The 16,434-nt window shown below is 35.2% G+C and carries 16 protein-coding genes; 1 reads left to right on the forward strand and 15 read right to left on the reverse strand.

The annotated features are described in order from the left end of the window. Window positions 1–2,255, reverse strand: a 2,255-nt coding sequence (locus HMPREF2542_RS10235; protein ID WP_148129453.1) for a Rib/alpha-like domain-containing protein, incomplete at its 3' end; no start/stop codon positions are given. A 198-nt stretch (window positions 2,256–2,453) separates the two neighbouring features. Between HMPREF2542_RS10235 and HMPREF2542_RS01710 the strand changes: the two genes are divergently transcribed. Continuing rightward, window positions 2,454–2,981 carry a TetR/AcrR family transcriptional regulator gene (locus HMPREF2542_RS01710; RefSeq protein WP_049476574.1) on the forward strand — a complete coding sequence of 176 codons (528 nt, stop codon included), beginning with the start codon at window positions 2,454–2,456 and terminating at the stop codon, window positions 2,979–2,981. Window positions 2,982–3,425: 444 nt separating this feature from the next. Here the strand turns inward: HMPREF2542_RS01710 and HMPREF2542_RS01715 are convergent, their stop codons facing one another. The 14 genes from HMPREF2542_RS01715 to HMPREF2542_RS01775 form a co-directional block, all read right to left on the reverse strand. Beyond that, entirely contained in the window at window positions 3,426–4,766 is a 1,341-nt protein-coding gene (locus HMPREF2542_RS01715; protein WP_058670281.1) for a dipeptidase, read from the reverse strand. Window positions 4,767–4,790: 24 nt separating this feature from the next. Continuing rightward, a complete protein-coding gene (locus HMPREF2542_RS01720) occupies window positions 4,791–6,293 on the reverse strand; it encodes a YfcC family protein (RefSeq protein ID WP_003069901.1) in 1,503 nt (500 codons plus the stop codon). A gap of 237 nt (window positions 6,294–6,530) precedes the next feature. After that, the gene (arcC, locus tag HMPREF2542_RS01725; protein WP_003028182.1) at window positions 6,531–7,478 is read right to left on the reverse strand and encodes a carbamate kinase; all 948 of its coding nucleotides are present in this window, start codon (window positions 7,476–7,478) and stop codon (window positions 6,531–6,533) included. Between the two features lie 272 nt (window positions 7,479–7,750). Beyond that, on the reverse strand, window positions 7,751–8,767 hold the full coding sequence (gene argF, locus HMPREF2542_RS01730) for an ornithine carbamoyltransferase (RefSeq protein WP_003028184.1): 1,017 nt from the start codon (window positions 8,765–8,767) through the stop codon (window positions 7,751–7,753). Between the two features lie 23 nt (window positions 8,768–8,790). Further along, a complete protein-coding gene (gene arcA, locus HMPREF2542_RS01735) occupies window positions 8,791–10,020 on the reverse strand; it encodes an arginine deiminase (protein WP_039676809.1) in 1,230 nt (409 codons plus the stop codon). A gap of 317 nt (window positions 10,021–10,337) precedes the next feature. Next, a complete protein-coding gene (locus HMPREF2542_RS01740; RefSeq protein ID WP_003069910.1) occupies window positions 10,338–11,024 on the reverse strand; it encodes a Crp/Fnr family transcriptional regulator in 687 nt (228 codons plus the stop codon). Window positions 11,025–11,157: 133 nt separating this feature from the next. After that, window positions 11,158–12,213: a serine hydrolase gene (locus tag HMPREF2542_RS01745; RefSeq protein ID WP_102989282.1), complete on the reverse strand. Its 1,056-nt coding sequence runs from the start codon at window positions 12,211–12,213 to the stop codon at window positions 11,158–11,160. A gap of 104 nt (window positions 12,214–12,317) precedes the next feature. Next, the gene (locus HMPREF2542_RS01750) at window positions 12,318–13,376 is read right to left on the reverse strand and encodes a DUF6568 family protein (protein ID WP_058670279.1); all 1,059 of its coding nucleotides are present in this window, start codon (window positions 13,374–13,376) and stop codon (window positions 12,318–12,320) included. Between the two features lie 452 nt (window positions 13,377–13,828). Next, the gene (locus HMPREF2542_RS01755; protein ID WP_058670278.1) at window positions 13,829–14,059 is read right to left on the reverse strand and encodes a Blp family class II bacteriocin; all 231 of its coding nucleotides are present in this window, start codon (window positions 14,057–14,059) and stop codon (window positions 13,829–13,831) included. 212 nt (window positions 14,060–14,271) lie between these two features. Beyond that, window positions 14,272–14,523 (reverse strand): hypothetical protein, encoded by a 252-nt coding sequence (locus HMPREF2542_RS09460; protein ID WP_049480463.1) that lies wholly within the window; start codon window positions 14,521–14,523, stop codon window positions 14,272–14,274. 313 nt (window positions 14,524–14,836) lie between these two features. Then, a complete protein-coding gene (locus HMPREF2542_RS09870; RefSeq protein ID WP_004233732.1) occupies window positions 14,837–14,983 on the reverse strand; it encodes a hypothetical protein in 147 nt (48 codons plus the stop codon). Between the two features lie 415 nt (window positions 14,984–15,398). Further along, entirely contained in the window at window positions 15,399–15,623 is a 225-nt protein-coding gene (locus HMPREF2542_RS01765; protein WP_004234003.1) for a Blp family class II bacteriocin, read from the reverse strand. 93 nt (window positions 15,624–15,716) lie between these two features. Continuing rightward, window positions 15,717–16,010 (reverse strand): bacteriocin immunity protein, encoded by a 294-nt coding sequence (locus tag HMPREF2542_RS01770; protein ID WP_058670277.1) that lies wholly within the window; start codon window positions 16,008–16,010, stop codon window positions 15,717–15,719. A gap of 228 nt (window positions 16,011–16,238) precedes the next feature. Then, window positions 16,239–16,434, reverse strand: a 196-nt coding sequence (locus tag HMPREF2542_RS01775) for a leucocin A/sakacin P family class II bacteriocin (RefSeq protein ID WP_070484206.1), incomplete at its 5' end; no start/stop codon positions are given.

A 16,434-nucleotide genomic window follows, 5' to 3' on the forward strand; every position in this document is an offset into this window, starting at 1 on the left:
ACTTTAACCGTTTGGTCCTTACCTTTTGGTTCGTACTTATCCTTAAGCGGAAGAACATTGATGGTAACTGTCTTAGGTTCTGCTTGATTACCTGCTTTATCTTTTGCAGTAAAGGTAATTGCGCCCTTATCTGCTAAAGTGGCTTTCATAATTGTCACTTTCATGACTTTCTTATTAGCTTCGTTAGTAAGATACTCAATTTTAACACGACCTGCAATGATATCTTTTCCATACTTAGCTTTAAGATCATCTAAACCTAGAGCAACTTCATTTTCGTCTTCAACTGTAACCGTAAAGGTAATATCTTCATCCACTTTAACAGTCTGTTGCTCTGGAGTGACGGTTAATTTTGGAGCTGTATTATCAGTTTTTTTCGATGTAACGGTTACTTTAACATTCACATCATCAACAGTACCATCTGGATAGTGAACTTCAACAATTCCGTCTTTTTCACCTGATGTTGAGGTGTCTGGTTTATGACCATCTTTCCATTTATACGTTGAATTTGATGGCAATTCATTTGTATTTGCAATGCTATCTTTTGCATCTAATTCCGCGTGTTGTTCAACAGTCCTATGCTTAGCCTCTGGTGAATACTTAATATTATCTGGATATTTCTTAACTGTTACATTAACTGGAACTGTATCAACAGTACCATCTGGGTAAGTCACTGTTACATTACCTGTAATAGCACTACCTGGTTTTGCATCAGCTGGGATCTTAACAGTTACTTCCCCAGTGTTTTGATCAACTGTAATAGGCGAATTAGGTTCGGTCTTATAAGTTGTTCCTGCTGGAATTTGCTTATTATTTTTTTCTTTGATTTTAAGATTTACTGTATCATTTGGATAGCCTGAACCATTATCATACTGCGGCGAATATTCATCGGCATCTTTAGCTAATGTAGAAACATCTACAGTTGCAATTTTACTAAAGTTGTAAATACCACGTCCACCAGGATGAGTGATAGAATTGCCTCCTGCCTCACGCGATGTCATCCCTGCAGTCACCCACACTTTATTCACTAGGTTAGTATCTTCACGGAAGCGTTTCCCCCAACCCATATAGTCACTAAATTGGCTGTCAACGTTAGGAAGCTGTCCTAATTCTTTTAATTCTTCCCTATTAATTTTGGTATCAAAATTATAAATTCGAGTGCCCGATTGACTAGATGAAGCAAGCCAATCTTCAAAACCATATTTAGAATAGTATATGTGTTTCTCAATATTGTATTTTTGTCCTTGTTCTTTATTAGAACCTGTATTTCCTAAACGCCAACGACTTCCCCATTCTGTCATCATATAACTAGATGAACCTAAAAGTTCTACTTCTTTACCGTTAACATTCACTTTAGTCGGTTTATAAAGTTTCCTAGAGCTTGATGGCCAGTTATCCACATTATTAGGATATCCTTGTTTTTCTTTTAACGTCTCACCATCCACACCTACTTCTTGTACCACTAAATTTTCTGGTTTGTGTAGACCACGAGAAGTTGTAAAAAGATTATAAGGTCTAGAAAAATCCTTAGATACTCCCATAAAAGTTCCACTAGCATTTCCCTTTATAACGATTTGCCAATGAATAGTATCTTGTTTTTTATCATACTGAGCTCTAACTCGGATAATCTCATCAGCATAATTATCATTCCCCCCGGGCTTCTTTGACCATCCAGTTGAATAATCATTGTTTTTAAATTCTGAATAAGTAATTTCCGTAATACCGCTTCTCCAATTGAGAGGAGTAATGCCCCCCTTACCGGTTTCAGCCATTGTTTTAGCAACACTATTATCTTCTAATTTATCATCTGGTTTCCAATCAGCGTCTCTTGTTTGTGAACCAGTCACAAATTGAGCACCTTTTATTAAATCCGAAATTTCTGTTGTTTTAGGAGCAGACTCGCTCATCAAATCGTCTGCTACATTGTTGCTAGACTCTGTTTCTGATGCCTTTTCTACTTTTTTAGTAGTTTCAGTAGTGGAGTTAGCTTGGTTAGTAGTTGAATCAGAAGATACTGAGGAAATTTCTTCCTGTTTTTTATCTTCTTTATTATTAACCGCTGTAATTTCCTCTGAATTCAACACCGAACCTTGTGTCGCAGTTTTTGGTGTAATTTCAGTTGCAGATACTGCTGCATTCGATCCTAAAAACATTAATGTCGCGATAGCAATACTCGCTGCCCCGAATTTAAATTTTCGAATAGAAAAACGTTGTCTAGTTTGTGAAATATCGTATGTTTTCTTGTTAACCTTAAACAAAATAACACTTCCTTTCTTAATTATATAATAATCATATGGGAATAAACCCAATGCTTTATTTATTTTACCATTAATAGAAGATTATTTCTATACAAATAAGCACTTTTTGTTAACTATTCATAAACTAATTACTATAAACTTGTACAAATGTATAGTATAATAGCTAAAGAATCTAACGCTGATTGTAGAGATAATAAAATGAAAGATAAAACTAAAATTGATGCAGAATTCTTAAAAGCTCTTTCAATATTAATGTATTCAAAAGACTTATCACAAATAAGTGTAAGTGAAATTTGTAAAAAAGCCAATTTGAGTAGAGGAACATTCTATAACTACTACAATTCAAAAGAAGAATTCATTAATGAGTCTATTTTAATAATACTTGATGAAATCACTAAAATATTATACACAGATCTTTACTTTGAAACTGAAATTTTAGTAAAAATGTTGTCCTATCTTTATAATAACAAGGATATCATTCTAGCTTTTATACTCTATTTTCCAGATATCATCTTAATTGTAAATGAATATGCAAAAGAAATCGTTTTACATTCTAAAAAAATAAATAAACAAAAGCTTAGAGAGGCCTATGGAATTCCACCAAATTTTGCTCTAGATTTATATACTACGAGTATCATCAGTATTATTTTTATTTGGATAAAAAATGGTTTCAAAGAAACCCCCGAAGAAATTGCAAATTTCATAAAAATATCTGTAAAAATATAGGTTTCTCATTAGACTCTATAATTTCTGTCGTGGATAAATCCATCGCAGGGACTATGGAGCTTTTTAAATTCAGATAAAAATGGAAAATGGCTCTTTGTCAACTGTAGGGGGTAAGGAAAAGTCAACATCGAGAAAGGACCATATTGGTCTCTTCTTTTTTGATGTTTAACGTGATGAAAACAGGCTTCTTAAAGTTTTAAAAAGTTTCTAAAGACAAGCCCCTGATGTTTGACGTCTTTGGGTTCAGGAACTTTGAAAACCTTAAAACTCGTATTTTTATCGCTTTAAACATGCAAAAAGAGAAGACAAGTTTCGTCTCCTCTCGTGCTCAGCTATAAGTCACCCACTATAGTTGACATTGAGTCCTAAATCCTTACAATAATTATTTGTCCAATTTTCGAGGCGGTTTACCTCTAACTAATACTAGCTTTTTATTACTTGCAATTAAATAGCCTCTCCAGCCAACCGATAAATCGTTTCAGCATAAATATCCATTGCCTTATACAGATCGTCAATCACAGTTCGTTCATTCGCTTGATGTTCTGTTTGCAAAGCACCAGGGAAAAGTGCACCAAAAGCTACACAATTTGGCATAGTACGAGCAAATGTAGCACCGCCAGAAGACACAGCAGGGCTATCATCATTGGTTTTTTCTTTATAGACAGCCATTAAGGTGCTGACCAATTCACTATCAAGTGGCACATATAACGGTGCAAGATAGTCAAATTCTTCATAACGTAATTGATATTTTTCAGCAATTTGACTTAGTTCCCGTACTAATTTATCTTTGTCAGCAAGAACTGGAATCCGCAAATCAATCCGAATCTCGGACTCGTCTTGATTTATAGTTAGCCCAGAAACATTGAACGACAACGTTCCTGAAGGCTCATCTGAAATTTCACCAAACAAGCTGCTGCCTGTAGCATCTTCACCAACTGCTTCAGCCATAAATTGAATAGTAGAGTGTTGAACAAGTGGATTTAGCCCCATTGCCAAACGTACAATAGCATTCACTCCCTCAGCTGCATCTTTTGAATGCTTAGGGACACCAATGACTGTTACTGTATCTGCAGTTCGTTCGTATTCAAAAGCCTGTTTTTTCAATTCAGCTTCTAATGAATCTGCTAAATTTCCCGTATAGCTTGCTTTTGCAGGTACAACATTAAAGGCTTCTCCTGCTTCAATAGCAAGTTCTTGCGAACCTGAACCATGTAACTTAACCTGCAGTAAACCTTTTTCAGCATAAGTCAGCGGGAAAGAAGAATCCGGTGCAAAACCAAGCGTCGCTGTTTCCTCCAGCTCATTGTAACGAGCCATACAGCGCCACAGAGTTTCTTCGTCTGTACCATAGATGAAACGAATCCGCTTGTTAAATGTCACACCTGCATCCATCAGTGCTTTAACAGCATAAAGTGCAGCTAGGGATGGACCTTTATCATCTTGAACACCGCGTCCATGTATCCAACCATCTTTTATAGTTGCTTCAAATGGAGGAGTTTCCCAATCGGACAAATCTCCAGCTGGAACAACGTCTAAATGGCAGAGAACGGCCAGGAGTTCTTCTCCCTGACCGATTTCTGCATATCCATAATAGCCTTTAGGATCAATGTAAGTTTTAAAACCTAAACTCCTAGTGATCTCTAGCATTTTTTCTAAGACGTTTTGAATAGATTGTCCGAAAGGTGTTCCATTTTCCCCTTCATTAAGAACTGACGGGTAGGAAACGATTGTTTTCAGCGATTCTAAATAATCAGATTTAATTTCTTCGGTTAAAAATTGTTTCATAAAGAACACCTCGTTATTTTCCTATTATAAGAACGTTCCTAAAATAAGAAGTAGGATACTTACTACAAAGATTCCAGCAGCCAATTTTGCAACGAATTTCCACCAAGTACTCAATTCGATCCGTCCAAGAGCAAGAGCTCCCATTACGATACCAGATGTTGGAGTAAGAAGGTTCAAAAGACCGGAAGCTGATTGGTAAGCAGTGATAATCAAGCTTGCTTGCACATTGACAAATTTTCCAAGCGGTGCCATGATACCCATTGTTGCACTGGCAAGACCAGAGGTTGATGGGATAAGGAATGACATTGGCAGATAGAATAGGTAAGTCAATACAATGAATACTTGAGATGATAGACCCTTGAGTCCTACTTCACCCCAGTGAAGGATTGTAGCAGTAATCATACCATCGTTCATGATAACTTGAATACCACGCGCAACAGCTACGATAAGCGCAACACTTAGAAGATCAGCCGCACCATTGATAAAGACAGTGATAAAGCGGCTTTCTTTCATGCGGTAAACAAAACCAATGATGATACCCATTACCATAAAGAGCATTGCCCCTTCTGGGAAGTACCAGGTACCCAAAGCAGATGTTGAACTACCAACAATCTTACCAATGAACGGAAGTCCAACCAACCATTTATTGAAACTTTCAAAAATAGTTACCTTCAAGTCTGTCCATGGAATGAAACTCATAATCATGAGAACAAAGGTCAAGACAAAGAGTACCAACACTTGTTTTTGTTTCTTGCTAAGAGTGGATTCTACATTAGCAACTGCATCTACATTAAAGTGCTTCAAATCTTCTTCACGATGACTGTAAACCAAAGATTTTGTAGGATCTTTTTGAATCTTATCTGCATAACGATATACGAAATAAGTACCCAAAGCTGTCATCACAACAAAGAAGATTAACCGAAGAACGATACCGTCACCAGTACCTACACCTGCTGTCGCAGAAGCTATACCTGTAGCAAATGGATTCAGAGTAGAAGCCAAACATCCAATTTGAGAACCAAGAAGGATAATAGCCACCGCAGTCAAACTATCAAATCCTACTGCCATCATAACTGGCACAAGAAGTGGATAGAAAGCCATGGTTTCTTCACCCATACCATAAGTTGATCCACCAAGGGCAAACAAAGGCATCAAGACTAAAATCAACATCTTTTCGCGACCCTTGTACTTCTTGACGATAGAAGCAATCCCTACATCAAGGGCACCTGTTTCATTCACCACTCCAAGGAAACCACCAACCATCAAGATAAAGAAGGCGACATCAATCGCTGCTGAAGTTGGTTCTTTTCCAAGCATAGCACGAATAGGAGCCATCAAGACATCCCAAATCCCTTGTGGATTTTGAGCAACGGTCTTGTAAGTTCCTGTAATCAGATTACCAGCTTTATCAGCATCGTATTGACCTGCTGGGATAATCCAGGTCAACACAGCCATAATTGCAATGATAATCATCAAAACGGTATAAGATGACGGCATCTTAAACCCTTTTTTTGCTTTTTCACTCATTTGTTTTCCTCCTAAATGTAACAAATTGTAAAAATTTAACCGAATCCCATTTTCAGAAAGCGCTTCCTTCGACTATATTTTAACATATTCATCTGGAAAAAACTAGTAATTTCCAAAAAAATTATCATTTCACAACAGTAAAATAGATCAAAAGAAAGCAAATCTAAAAATAGGAAACATTAACGTTGTTTTAAAAAGTTTTATTACAATTTTAAACGAAGCAATAATAACACTCTGTTATCCTTTTTCAATAATCGTTCCGCTTTCAGACTCAATTAAAGCGCCTAAGTTTTCAAGAGAAGTAATGACCGCTTCACCTTCTGGTCGATCATTTACAAAGGCAATAGCTGCTTGCACTTTAGGTAACATACTTCCTGGGGCAAATTGATTTTGCTTGATGTATTCTTCCAACTGAGCTACATTGACACGCTCTAACTTGGCTTGATCTGGTTTATTGTAGTTGACATAGACATAATCTACACCGGTCAAAACGATGAAGAGATCTGCTTCGACCAATTCCGCCAGACATTGTGAAGCAAAGTCTTTGTCAATTACTGCTTCTACGCCTGCAAGATGACCATTGTCTTCCTTGATGACGGGAATACCGCCACCACCAGCAGCCACAACGACGTGTCCTGCATTGATGAGTGTACGAATGGTTTCAATTTCTTTGATTCCAACTGGTTTTGGTGACGCAACTACTTTTCTCCAGCCACGTCCAGCATCCTCTTTGAAAGTAGCTCCGCTCTTTTCAGCTTCTGCTTTTGCTTCTTCTTCTGTGTAGAATGGTCCGATTGGTTTGCTTAAATTTATGAAAGCAGGGTCATTTTTATCAACCACTACTTGTGTCACAACAGAAGCAACTTCTTTTTCAATTCCTTCTTCATGAAGTGCATTTTGTAGAGCATTTTGCAACCAATAGCCAATACTTCCTTCTGTCATTGCAACAAGCGAATCTAACGGAAATGCTGGATTTTTTTCAGAATCTGCTGCTAAATGTTGCAACAAAAGATTTCCAACTTGCGGTCCATTTCCGTGAGTGATAATCAAGTCATCACCATTTTTAATCAATTTTACAAGATGACTTGCTGTTTCTGCTAATGCTTCTTGTTGTGCTTTTGCTGATGGATCAGATGAAAGGATGGCATTCCCTCCCAAAGCCACAACGATTTTACGATTTGCCATAAATAATTAGCCTCCTTAGAGTTTTCTTCTTATAGTGCTTCAATTCATTTTAATGAGCTATAACAAACTTTAGAACGAGGTTAGAATAATAATGTCTCAAACTACATTTCTTTGAGGGTGATTGCATCGGCAATCATAGTTGTTTGTCTTATCGCCTTTTTTCCCTATTTAAATCATACTAAAATTGAAACGAGCACTATCAAAAATGAGGACTGGACTAAAGCTATTAGTCGCAGCCCTCATAGCTGTTGGTAAACGGTTTTAGTTTTAAATTATACTTTTGGAATATAAAGGTTTCCAAGAGTTGCTGCCATAACTGCTTTAATAGTATGCATACGGTTTTCAGCTTGGTCAAATTGGCGAGCGTATTTGCTGCGGAATACTTCGTCAGTTACTTCCATTTCTTCAACGCCGAATTTTTCAGCAACATCTTTACCATAAACAGTATTTGTATCATGGAAAGCTGGTAAGCAGTGCAAGAAGATCAAATCTTCATTGTCAGCTTTCTTAATCAAATCCATATTTACTTGATAAGGTTTCAAAAGTGCGACACGTTCTGCAAATTTATCTTCTTCACCCATAGATACCCAAACATCTGTATAAAGTACATCTGCACCTTTAACAGCTTCATCCGCATTGTCAGTGATTAAGACATGTGCACCACTTTCTTTTGCGTATCCTTCTGCTAATTTCACAATATCTTCAGCTGGGAAGAGTTCTTTTGGAGAAAAGATATGAACATTTACACCGAGGATAGCACCTGTTACAAGGAGACTGTTTGCAACGTTATTGCGTCCGTCACCACAGTAGACAAGAGTCAAGCCTTCCAAACGACCAAAGTTTTCTTGAACTGTCAAATAGTCAGCTAACATTTGAGTTGGATGCCATTCGTCTGTCAAACCATTCCATACAGGAACGCCTGAAAATTCTGCTAGTTCTTCTACCATACGTTGGCTAAATCCACGGAATTCAATCCCGTCAAACATACGTCCCAATACTTTAGCTGTATCTTCAGTAGATTCTTTCTTGCCAAGCTGAATGTCGTTAGCTCCTAAGTATTCTGGATGAGCACCAAGATCAATTGCTGCCGTTGTGAAAGCTGCACGAGTACGAGTTGACGTTTTTTCAAACAAGAGAGCAATATTTTTACCAGCTAGGTAGTGATGCTCAATATTGCGCTTTTTCAAATCTTTCAAGTGAGCTGCTAAACCAATAAGATATTCTAATTCTGCACGTGTAAAATCTTTTTCTGCCAAGAAGCTGCGTCCTTGGAACACTGAGTTTGTCATTCTATTATTTCCTCTTTCTAATCTTAAAGTTCTTCACGTTCAAATGGCATTGACATACAACGAGGTCCACCACGACCGCGAACCAATTCACTTCCGCGAATCTTAATCAAACGAAGTCCGTATTCTTCAAGAATCTTATTTGTGACAACGTTACGGTCATATACCACTACCACACCTGGAGCGATTGTAAGGGTGTTTGAACCGTCGTTCCATTGTTCACGTGCTGCTGCTACTGTATTTCCGCCACCACAACGAATCAAATGAACTTTATCAATACCAAGATTCTTAGCAAGCAATTCTGCTAAATCACCTTTTTCTTCTGCAATATGAAGTTTTTCATTTTCATAAGTAACAGAATAAACGCGAAGATCGCCTTCAATTTCTGGGTGAATCGTGAATTTGTCATAGTCAACCATTGTGAAGACTGTATCTAAGTGCATGAATTTACGATTATTAGCAAATTCAAATGCAATCACTTTCTTAAAGCCAACATTCTTCTTGAAGATATTAACCAAAAGTTTTTCAATAGATGCTGCGTCTGTACGTTGTGAAATACCTACTGCAAGAACATCTTTAGAAAGAACTAGTTCATCTCCACCTTCGATACGAGTTGTTTCTTCACGGTTATAAACCAATTCAACATTACCACCATATACTGGATGGTGTTTAAAAATGTATTTACCATAAAGTGTTTCACGATTACGTGTATCTGAATACATGTGATTCAGTGAGACAGCATTCCCAATTGTTGCAAATGGGTCACGAGTGAAGTAAAGGTTTGGCATTGGATCAATAGCAAATGGATAGTCAGATTCTACCAAATCCGTCAAACCTTTGGCATCTGCTGGAATTTCTGGCAGTTCAGCTTTTTGGAAACCAGCCATTGTCTTTTCAACCAATTCAAGGTTATCTTCTATACCATGAAGAATATCACGGATAGCAACTTTTGTTTGTGCTCCGCGAATATTTGCTTCATTCAGATATTCTTCAATAAATTCATTACGAATTTCTGGAGAAGTCAATGATTCAGCAGCCAACTTTTCAAGGTAAAGAACTTCAATACCTTCTTTACGAAGAGCGTCTGCAAAAGCATCATGTTCTTTTTGAGCGTCTTCCAAAAATGGAATATCGTCAAAAAGCAGACGTTCCAAATGATCCGGCATCAAGTTTTCCAACTCTTTACCTGGACGATGCAGCATAACTTTTTTCAGTTTTCCTATTTCTGAGAAAACATGAATAGGATGTGTAGACATCTTATGTCCTCCTCTTTTTCTTTGTGACTTAAGTTTCTTTAAGCCCTATTTACATGTTTTATTGTAATATCTTTTGTTTGCGCTTTCACAATCAATTATACATTTAAAATGCCAAATCCTTTGCTTTTTTTAAAAGAAATTCTAATATTATTTCAAAATAAAACGCTTTCTCTAAATATTTTATGCATTTTATTGGTTTTATGAATAATTATTTTTTAGAAACAAATGAAGTTTTTGAGTATATTTTAAATGTTTAGGTTTCTAAATTAAAAAAGGACCAAAAATTGCTTTTTTGACTGCAATTCTGTCCTTCTTTTCTACATATCTTCAAAATACTTTAAAAAGTATTCTTTATTCAAAAAGACGAGTTTCTTTCGATTATATTGAATAATGTTTTCTTCTGTTAATTTTTTCAAAACTTGATTCACCGTTTCACGAGTAGTCGCACCTAGTTTAGCCAACTCTTTCATACTAAGTGCAAAAGGGATGTCATCTCTATATTGGCAAAAATCAATACATAAAATTGAAATCGCTTGAATAACTCGCTCTGTCGCACTAGCCAAAACAGAATTTCGCAAACGTAACTCATGAAAACGTAAAATATTTGACAACTTATGTGTGATAAATAACATCTGCTCTATTATTTGTTTGGAATAATATTCATACAAGTCAACAGGAATAGAAAAATATTCCAAATCTGTCACAGAAATCCCAGAATAATGATAATCTTTATCCTCAAACATGCCACCATAAGGAAACATGGTATTTTCTTTCACATAGTCAATGTAATTAAACGAATCTGTCTGGTCATACTGTTCAATCCGAACATAGCCCTTATAAATCAAAAAAAGTCGTTCTCGTTTGTCTCCAGAAAAGAAAATAATTTGCCCTTTTGGCACTTTGCGAAATTGAATCTCAACAGCTATTTTATCAAAAAATTCAACTGGTAAATTTTTAAAAGCAGGATGTTCTCTAATGTAACGATAATGCTCTTTGTTAATCATGATATTCTTGTAGTCCTCTTTACATTCTGTTTTTATTATAACATAAAAGGCCCTCCTCTAAAAGAGAGCCTTTACATTTTTAATAGAACCTTATCTTTTGCAGCACAATTTTTGGAATTTGCGTCCATGCGCTTTAATTCATATTCACACGATGCCATTCATTGATAACATAAGCTAATTGACCAACTTGTGTAATACCAACACCGCTAATTTCATCACTCTCAGGAGTTGTCCCACCCAGCCCCGCTGTATAAAGAGCAATCAAATAAGGCTTTTCTTCACATACAATTGCATCTACATTTAAAGCTTCTGCAACATAACCTGGCTTTTGATAAATTGGAATATCTCTTACATACCGTTTATAGTATTCGTTTGGAAAAGATTCACCGATATAATACAAAAGATCTTTATACTTTTCCTGATGTTTCCAAAGGTAATCCAAAACCTGAATATAATAGTCAGTCGTGGTTTGATTTTGTTGGTTGATCGTCTCAACTTCCCCCTTGCCTTTTCCATAGCTCTGATACATTGTATAGGCTTTATCCAAGCCACCTAAGCGCTCAGCTAAGGCATAAGCTGGCGTATTTTCAGAATAAAGAAGGGAATACTCCTGCATTTCAGGGATGCTCATGGTCCCATTAAATGCTGCTACATAGTTATTATGTTCACCGATATACTCATAGCGAGTATGGGTAATATCAAACCGCTCGGTCATTGATAAATTTCCTTTTTCTACCTCATCAACGACCAACATATTTAATGGCAATTTGTAAGTCGAGCCCGCTGTCATCGGTTGCGTTTCATTCATAGCGTAGATTTGTCCACTCGTTAAGTCCTTATAAGAAAATGCAACCTGCGAATGCTCTATTCCCATCTCATCTAGATAAGCCTTTACAACTTGAACCAAATTTAGATTAGCATAATCATAATACAAACCATAGGCTTCCATTACAGGCAAATCAGATTCCATGACTTCCTGCTTTTCTTCCATACTCTTTGACGAAACACGAGTGACTAATTTAGACTCTTTTGACGAATTTTTTGGCTTTTCTTGACTGGTAGGATAATTTGCAGCTACTTTCGTAGGATGTGCCTTTCTAGCTTGTCCAGAGTATACAGCACTTGATACTAATACACCACACATCATAAAGCAACCAATCAAACAAAGAATCATTGTCTTTCTACTCACGCACTCCTCCTAACTTATATACCTCATTATATAGGAAGAATGGACATTTGACAAGATGGAATGCACAGAATCATCATCCGTTTTTAATTCTTACTAATGATGATTCAATAGCATTTTCTATCATTCAATCCTTTTCTCATCCCTAGATAAAATGATAATGTAAGAAGAACCATTGCCATACCAAATCGGAATAATCTTTTACTCTTTTTGATGCCAGTTTTGGGTAATTGCAGATTCTTTTGCTCTTTTATCCCATTAAATTCCATTTCACTATTTGTCGGCAATACTGAAGTTTTATGAGTATGGTCTGCTGAATTTGATTTTGAAATTTCACTAAAGTCTTTTGGTAAGCTGCCGTTATCATTTTTTAAGTCAATAGAAGCTGGTTCTTGTTTTTGTTCAACTTTTTTATCATTTTTATTCTCTTGATGTTGAGAATTATCTTCTTGCTTTTTGCCTGCCGGCGCTTTATGAAAATACAGATAATCAGAGAGTTCTTGAGCAGTGATACCTCCACCGACCCAACCGGAAGTTAATGTGCCATTTTTAAGATAGAGTATCGTTGGGGTACCAGGAATACCAACTGTATTAAACAAAAATTCTTTGGCATGTTCATCAAAATCTTCACCATCTGTATTATAGTATTCTAATTTTCTACCTGTTAATTGATTAAACTTTTTTAGTTCAGGAGAAAATTGTCGACAAAAATAACAAGTTTCTCGTCCTACATAAATCGTATGTTCTTTATTATCCGAAGTAAAAGCTGAATAAACATCTTTTATCGTAGCCTTAGGAAGTTCAGCTATATTCTCACGATAAGTAGCAACATCAACCTCTTTTGATTCTTGAGAATTTGGAACGCCATTTGCTGCAGAAGTTTTGTTTGAAGTCGAAGCAGATTTATTGTTTGTCAAGTTTTCCTTTTCTACAACTGTATCTTCCTTTGACTCTGGCATACTTACGGATTTCGTATCTGTTACAATTGAATCTTGATTTGCGTCATTTTTAACAACAGCTGCTGTCGAAGCTTCAGACACTATTTCAGTTGTATCTGGGCGTTGCTCCTCCTTATGAACTCCATCAGCAAAAACCATGTCGTTTCTAAAAGCAAGCAATAGCACCGAACTAAATAAAAGTGATTTTAGCAATTGTTTTTTCATCATTTTAAACTCCTTTATGTTCTATTTACAGTATAATACAACCATCTCGGTTTCATTTTCAAAAATCCTAAAAGGTAGCTCTGATAGCCTGAATGGTAAAAAGTAAGAAACAGGAAAACAAACGAGCTGTCTTCCTGTCGATAATTTTCAATATCAAATGATAAATTTTCTTAAATATTTAAAATATGAACGAAAATATACCACAAATAGGATACTGATAGAAATGAAAGAATGATAATAAATTTCTTATGTGAAGTTACAAAATATATTATCAAGAGAACCAGTAAATATAATAAACTAATTAGTAAAAATTTTATCATCATCTTATTTTTTTGAGATTTTCTTACATTTATCCAGAAAGTAAATAATTGGTTTATCTAACCAAGTTAATATCATCATAGTGATAAAACCTAGTGCGAAACTTTTTATATCAAACATTTATTCCCCCATTTCACTTACCACCAACAAGTAGCTCCATAACCAACTCCACCAATAATAGCTCCCCCAACAGCTCCTGCAACTACTCCTTGCCATGTTCTGGTCTTGATTCCTAATCTCAATCCATTACCTGCACCACCAGCAATACCCGATTTTGCAAAATCACCCCAATTACAACCTCCTCCTTCAACACGTGCCAGCATTTCAGAGTTCAGTACTTCAAATTTTTCTAATATTTTTATATTCATCATAATACCTATTTTGGGGCTCACTTTGTTCTATTTCAATCTAATAAACTTGATATAACATTTTTATCTTTGTAGCTGTCCAAATCTTGAATGGTATAAATCTTAAAATAGTCTACTCAAAAACCAAAGGTTCTAAATAACGAATCACTTAGAACCTTTTTCTGAAAAATCGTTCCTTTTTTTTGATAAAATATTACATAAAATTCAATTTGTCACATAGTAAACCGAGGTAAAACATGTAGACAAGCAAGCATCACTATAGCTGACAAAGTAATAGCAGATATCAAAGTAACTTTATTATTAAGTTTTAATATTTTTATACAGATAAAAGTATAGACTGAACTCACTGCATAAGTTACAACAATCGCATAAAGCTGCTTCAAATCATGTGAGCAATAATCTAACAGCAAAGCTCCTATCAAGCCACACAAAATCCATAATTGTAGTTTTTTTAAATAGGTCATTATGTCCATCCTTCAATACGTGCTAGTATTTTAGAGTTTAATACGTCAAATTTTTCGAGTGATTTTATATTTATTATGAATACCTTTTTTATTATAAATATCATACTCTTCATACCAATAAAATTTATTTTTTAAATAGCAATTTAATATCTTAATACAAAATTTCCTATTTTTATTATAAGGTACAATCAATCTCTAATCTAACATGAATTTGTGTCAGTTTTTACCTTAATGATTGTTGAGAAAAGGGAATATGGATAACAAAATCAAGTCCAAAGAAATCACCTTTTTAAAGTCATTCTCATTTGTAAAATTAATGAGGAAACACTATACCTGCTATAGCTCCAGCTCCTGCAGCACCAGCTAAAAAGGTATTTGCACCACTTTTTCCTCCACCACTAATTTCAGAAAGCTGAACATCTGATAGCTCATTTACAACTTCACCTTTTAGATTTAACATAAAATTCTCACTCTCTTTCATTTTTTAATATATTATTATTTAAACACAAAATATAACCAACGGTATAAAATACAACAATAATATGACAATAGAAAAAGGACAAAATATTAGGAATATCTGAGAAGAAAATTTTATAACCAACAAATGTAATTATAACAATAGACATCGGTAATGTTTTTTTAACAAACTTTTTGTATAAATTAAAAGTTTTTGATAAAGTAATTTGAGGTCTATTCTGTTTGTATGCAAAATAATGAATTAATATTTCTAATACCAAACTAGAGAGACTAAGCTTTAGTATGTTAATCGCTCTAATCTTAAAATACATTCCTACTATAGTAATTAATATAATAGATATCAGCATTGTTATTATTACTCTCTGTGTATTCTTCATATTTGTTCCTTTTTAACCTCCCTAATGAGCTCGAATAATTGCCCAAGCTCCTGTACAATACTGTGCTCCTAAAATAGCACCTACAGCAGTTCCAACTCCAGGAAAAACACTACCTATCGTTCCACCTGCTACTATGCAAACAGCTAATGCCTGTGCTGCTTCCCCAGCTCCGATTTTTCCTCCTTCAACACTTGCTAGCATTTCAGAGTTCGGTACTTCAAATTTTTCGAGTGATTTTGTTTTCATGATGAATACCTCTACTTATATATGGTACTCTGGTCACCCTATATTTTATCTTAATTCTACAATATTCAGCTCAAAGAATAATCTTTCTGACATTCAACGAAATAAATTAGATAGCCAAAAGGGAACTGATATTAGACCTCTCTGTTTTGCTGGAGCAGATAGAATATTTTTTGATAAAGCAAGTATTTTTTTAGGGGCTTTATAGCAATGAGATATCAAATAGTAAGAAATCCTATCAGATAACTTAGCTGCTATAATATCTGCTTCTTCCCCTGCATCTAATTGGCGCTTCGCATTGGATATTAGTTTAAAACATTCTTCATTTTTCATCACTTCAGAATCTTTCAAAACTTCTTCCAAGTAGTATTTAAATTCCTTATTATTCATGAAAATGTCTACTTTCTATAGTATGAAATCTTACACCTATCAAATGGTACTTATGTATCACATATATGTCAGTTTGATAATCAATAAATCTTCTAGTAATTCCTAATGAATATAGCATTATTGGAAAAAATACAAAAACAAATTTACAACTCTAAAAAGTTGGTTTCAAAAGAGTTCATTAACACAAAAGGCAGAAAATGAACCTTCTCCTAGTTTTCAACAGTAAGATTATGGTCTAGGAATCCATGGACCATAGTTAATCCAGCCATTGACAATGACTTTTCCTGCTATGCCCCAAATTTCGCTAGGATTTGACCAACATTTTAGAGTCCCATCATAACAGTACATTCCATTTCCCATACTAACTACTTTCTTTCCCCCTTCAACACTTGCCAGCATTTCAGAGTTCAGTACTTCAAATTTT

The organism is Streptococcus sp. HMSC034B05, assembly GCF_001809055.1.
Classification (GTDB): domain Bacteria; phylum Bacillota; class Bacilli; order Lactobacillales; family Streptococcaceae; genus Streptococcus; species Streptococcus constellatus.

Excerpts from the sequence above, each read along its gene's own strand:
- HMPREF2542_RS01770 (WP_058670277.1), bottom strand. The coding sequence starts at position 16,010 with ATGAATAATAAGGAATTTAAATACTACTTGGAAGAAGTTTTGAAAGAT.
- arcC (WP_003028182.1), bottom strand. The coding sequence starts at position 7,478 with ATGGCAAATCGTAAAATCGTTGTGGCTTTGGGAGGGAATGCCATCCTT.
- HMPREF2542_RS01750 (WP_058670279.1), bottom strand. The coding sequence starts at position 13,376 with ATGATGAAAAAACAATTGCTAAAATCACTTTTATTTAGTTCGGTGCTA.
- HMPREF2542_RS01765 (WP_004234003.1), bottom strand. The coding sequence starts at position 15,623 with ATGAAAACAAAATCACTCGAAAAATTTGAAGTACCGAACTCTGAAATG.
- HMPREF2542_RS01710 (WP_049476574.1), top strand. The coding sequence starts at position 2,454 with ATGAAAGATAAAACTAAAATTGATGCAGAATTCTTAAAAGCTCTTTCA.
- HMPREF2542_RS01720 (WP_003069901.1), bottom strand. The coding sequence starts at position 6,293 with ATGAGTGAAAAAGCAAAAAAAGGGTTTAAGATGCCGTCATCTTATACC.
- argF (WP_003028184.1), bottom strand. The coding sequence starts at position 8,767 with ATGACAAACTCAGTGTTCCAAGGACGCAGCTTCTTGGCAGAAAAAGAT.
- HMPREF2542_RS09870 (WP_004233732.1), bottom strand. The coding sequence starts at position 14,983 with ATGTTAAATCTAAAAGGTGAAGTTGTAAATGAGCTATCAGATGTTCAG.
- HMPREF2542_RS01740 (WP_003069910.1), bottom strand. The coding sequence starts at position 11,024 with ATGATTAACAAAGAGCATTATCGTTACATTAGAGAACATCCTGCTTTT.
- HMPREF2542_RS01755 (WP_058670278.1), bottom strand. The coding sequence starts at position 14,059 with ATGAATATAAAAATATTAGAAAAATTTGAAGTACTGAACTCTGAAATG.
- HMPREF2542_RS09460 (WP_049480463.1), bottom strand. The coding sequence starts at position 14,523 with ATGACCTATTTAAAAAAACTACAATTATGGATTTTGTGTGGCTTGATA.
- HMPREF2542_RS01715 (WP_058670281.1), bottom strand. The coding sequence starts at position 4,766 with ATGAAACAATTTTTAACCGAAGAAATTAAATCTGATTATTTAGAATCG.
- arcA (WP_039676809.1), bottom strand. The coding sequence starts at position 10,020 with ATGTCTACACATCCTATTCATGTTTTCTCAGAAATAGGAAAACTGAAA.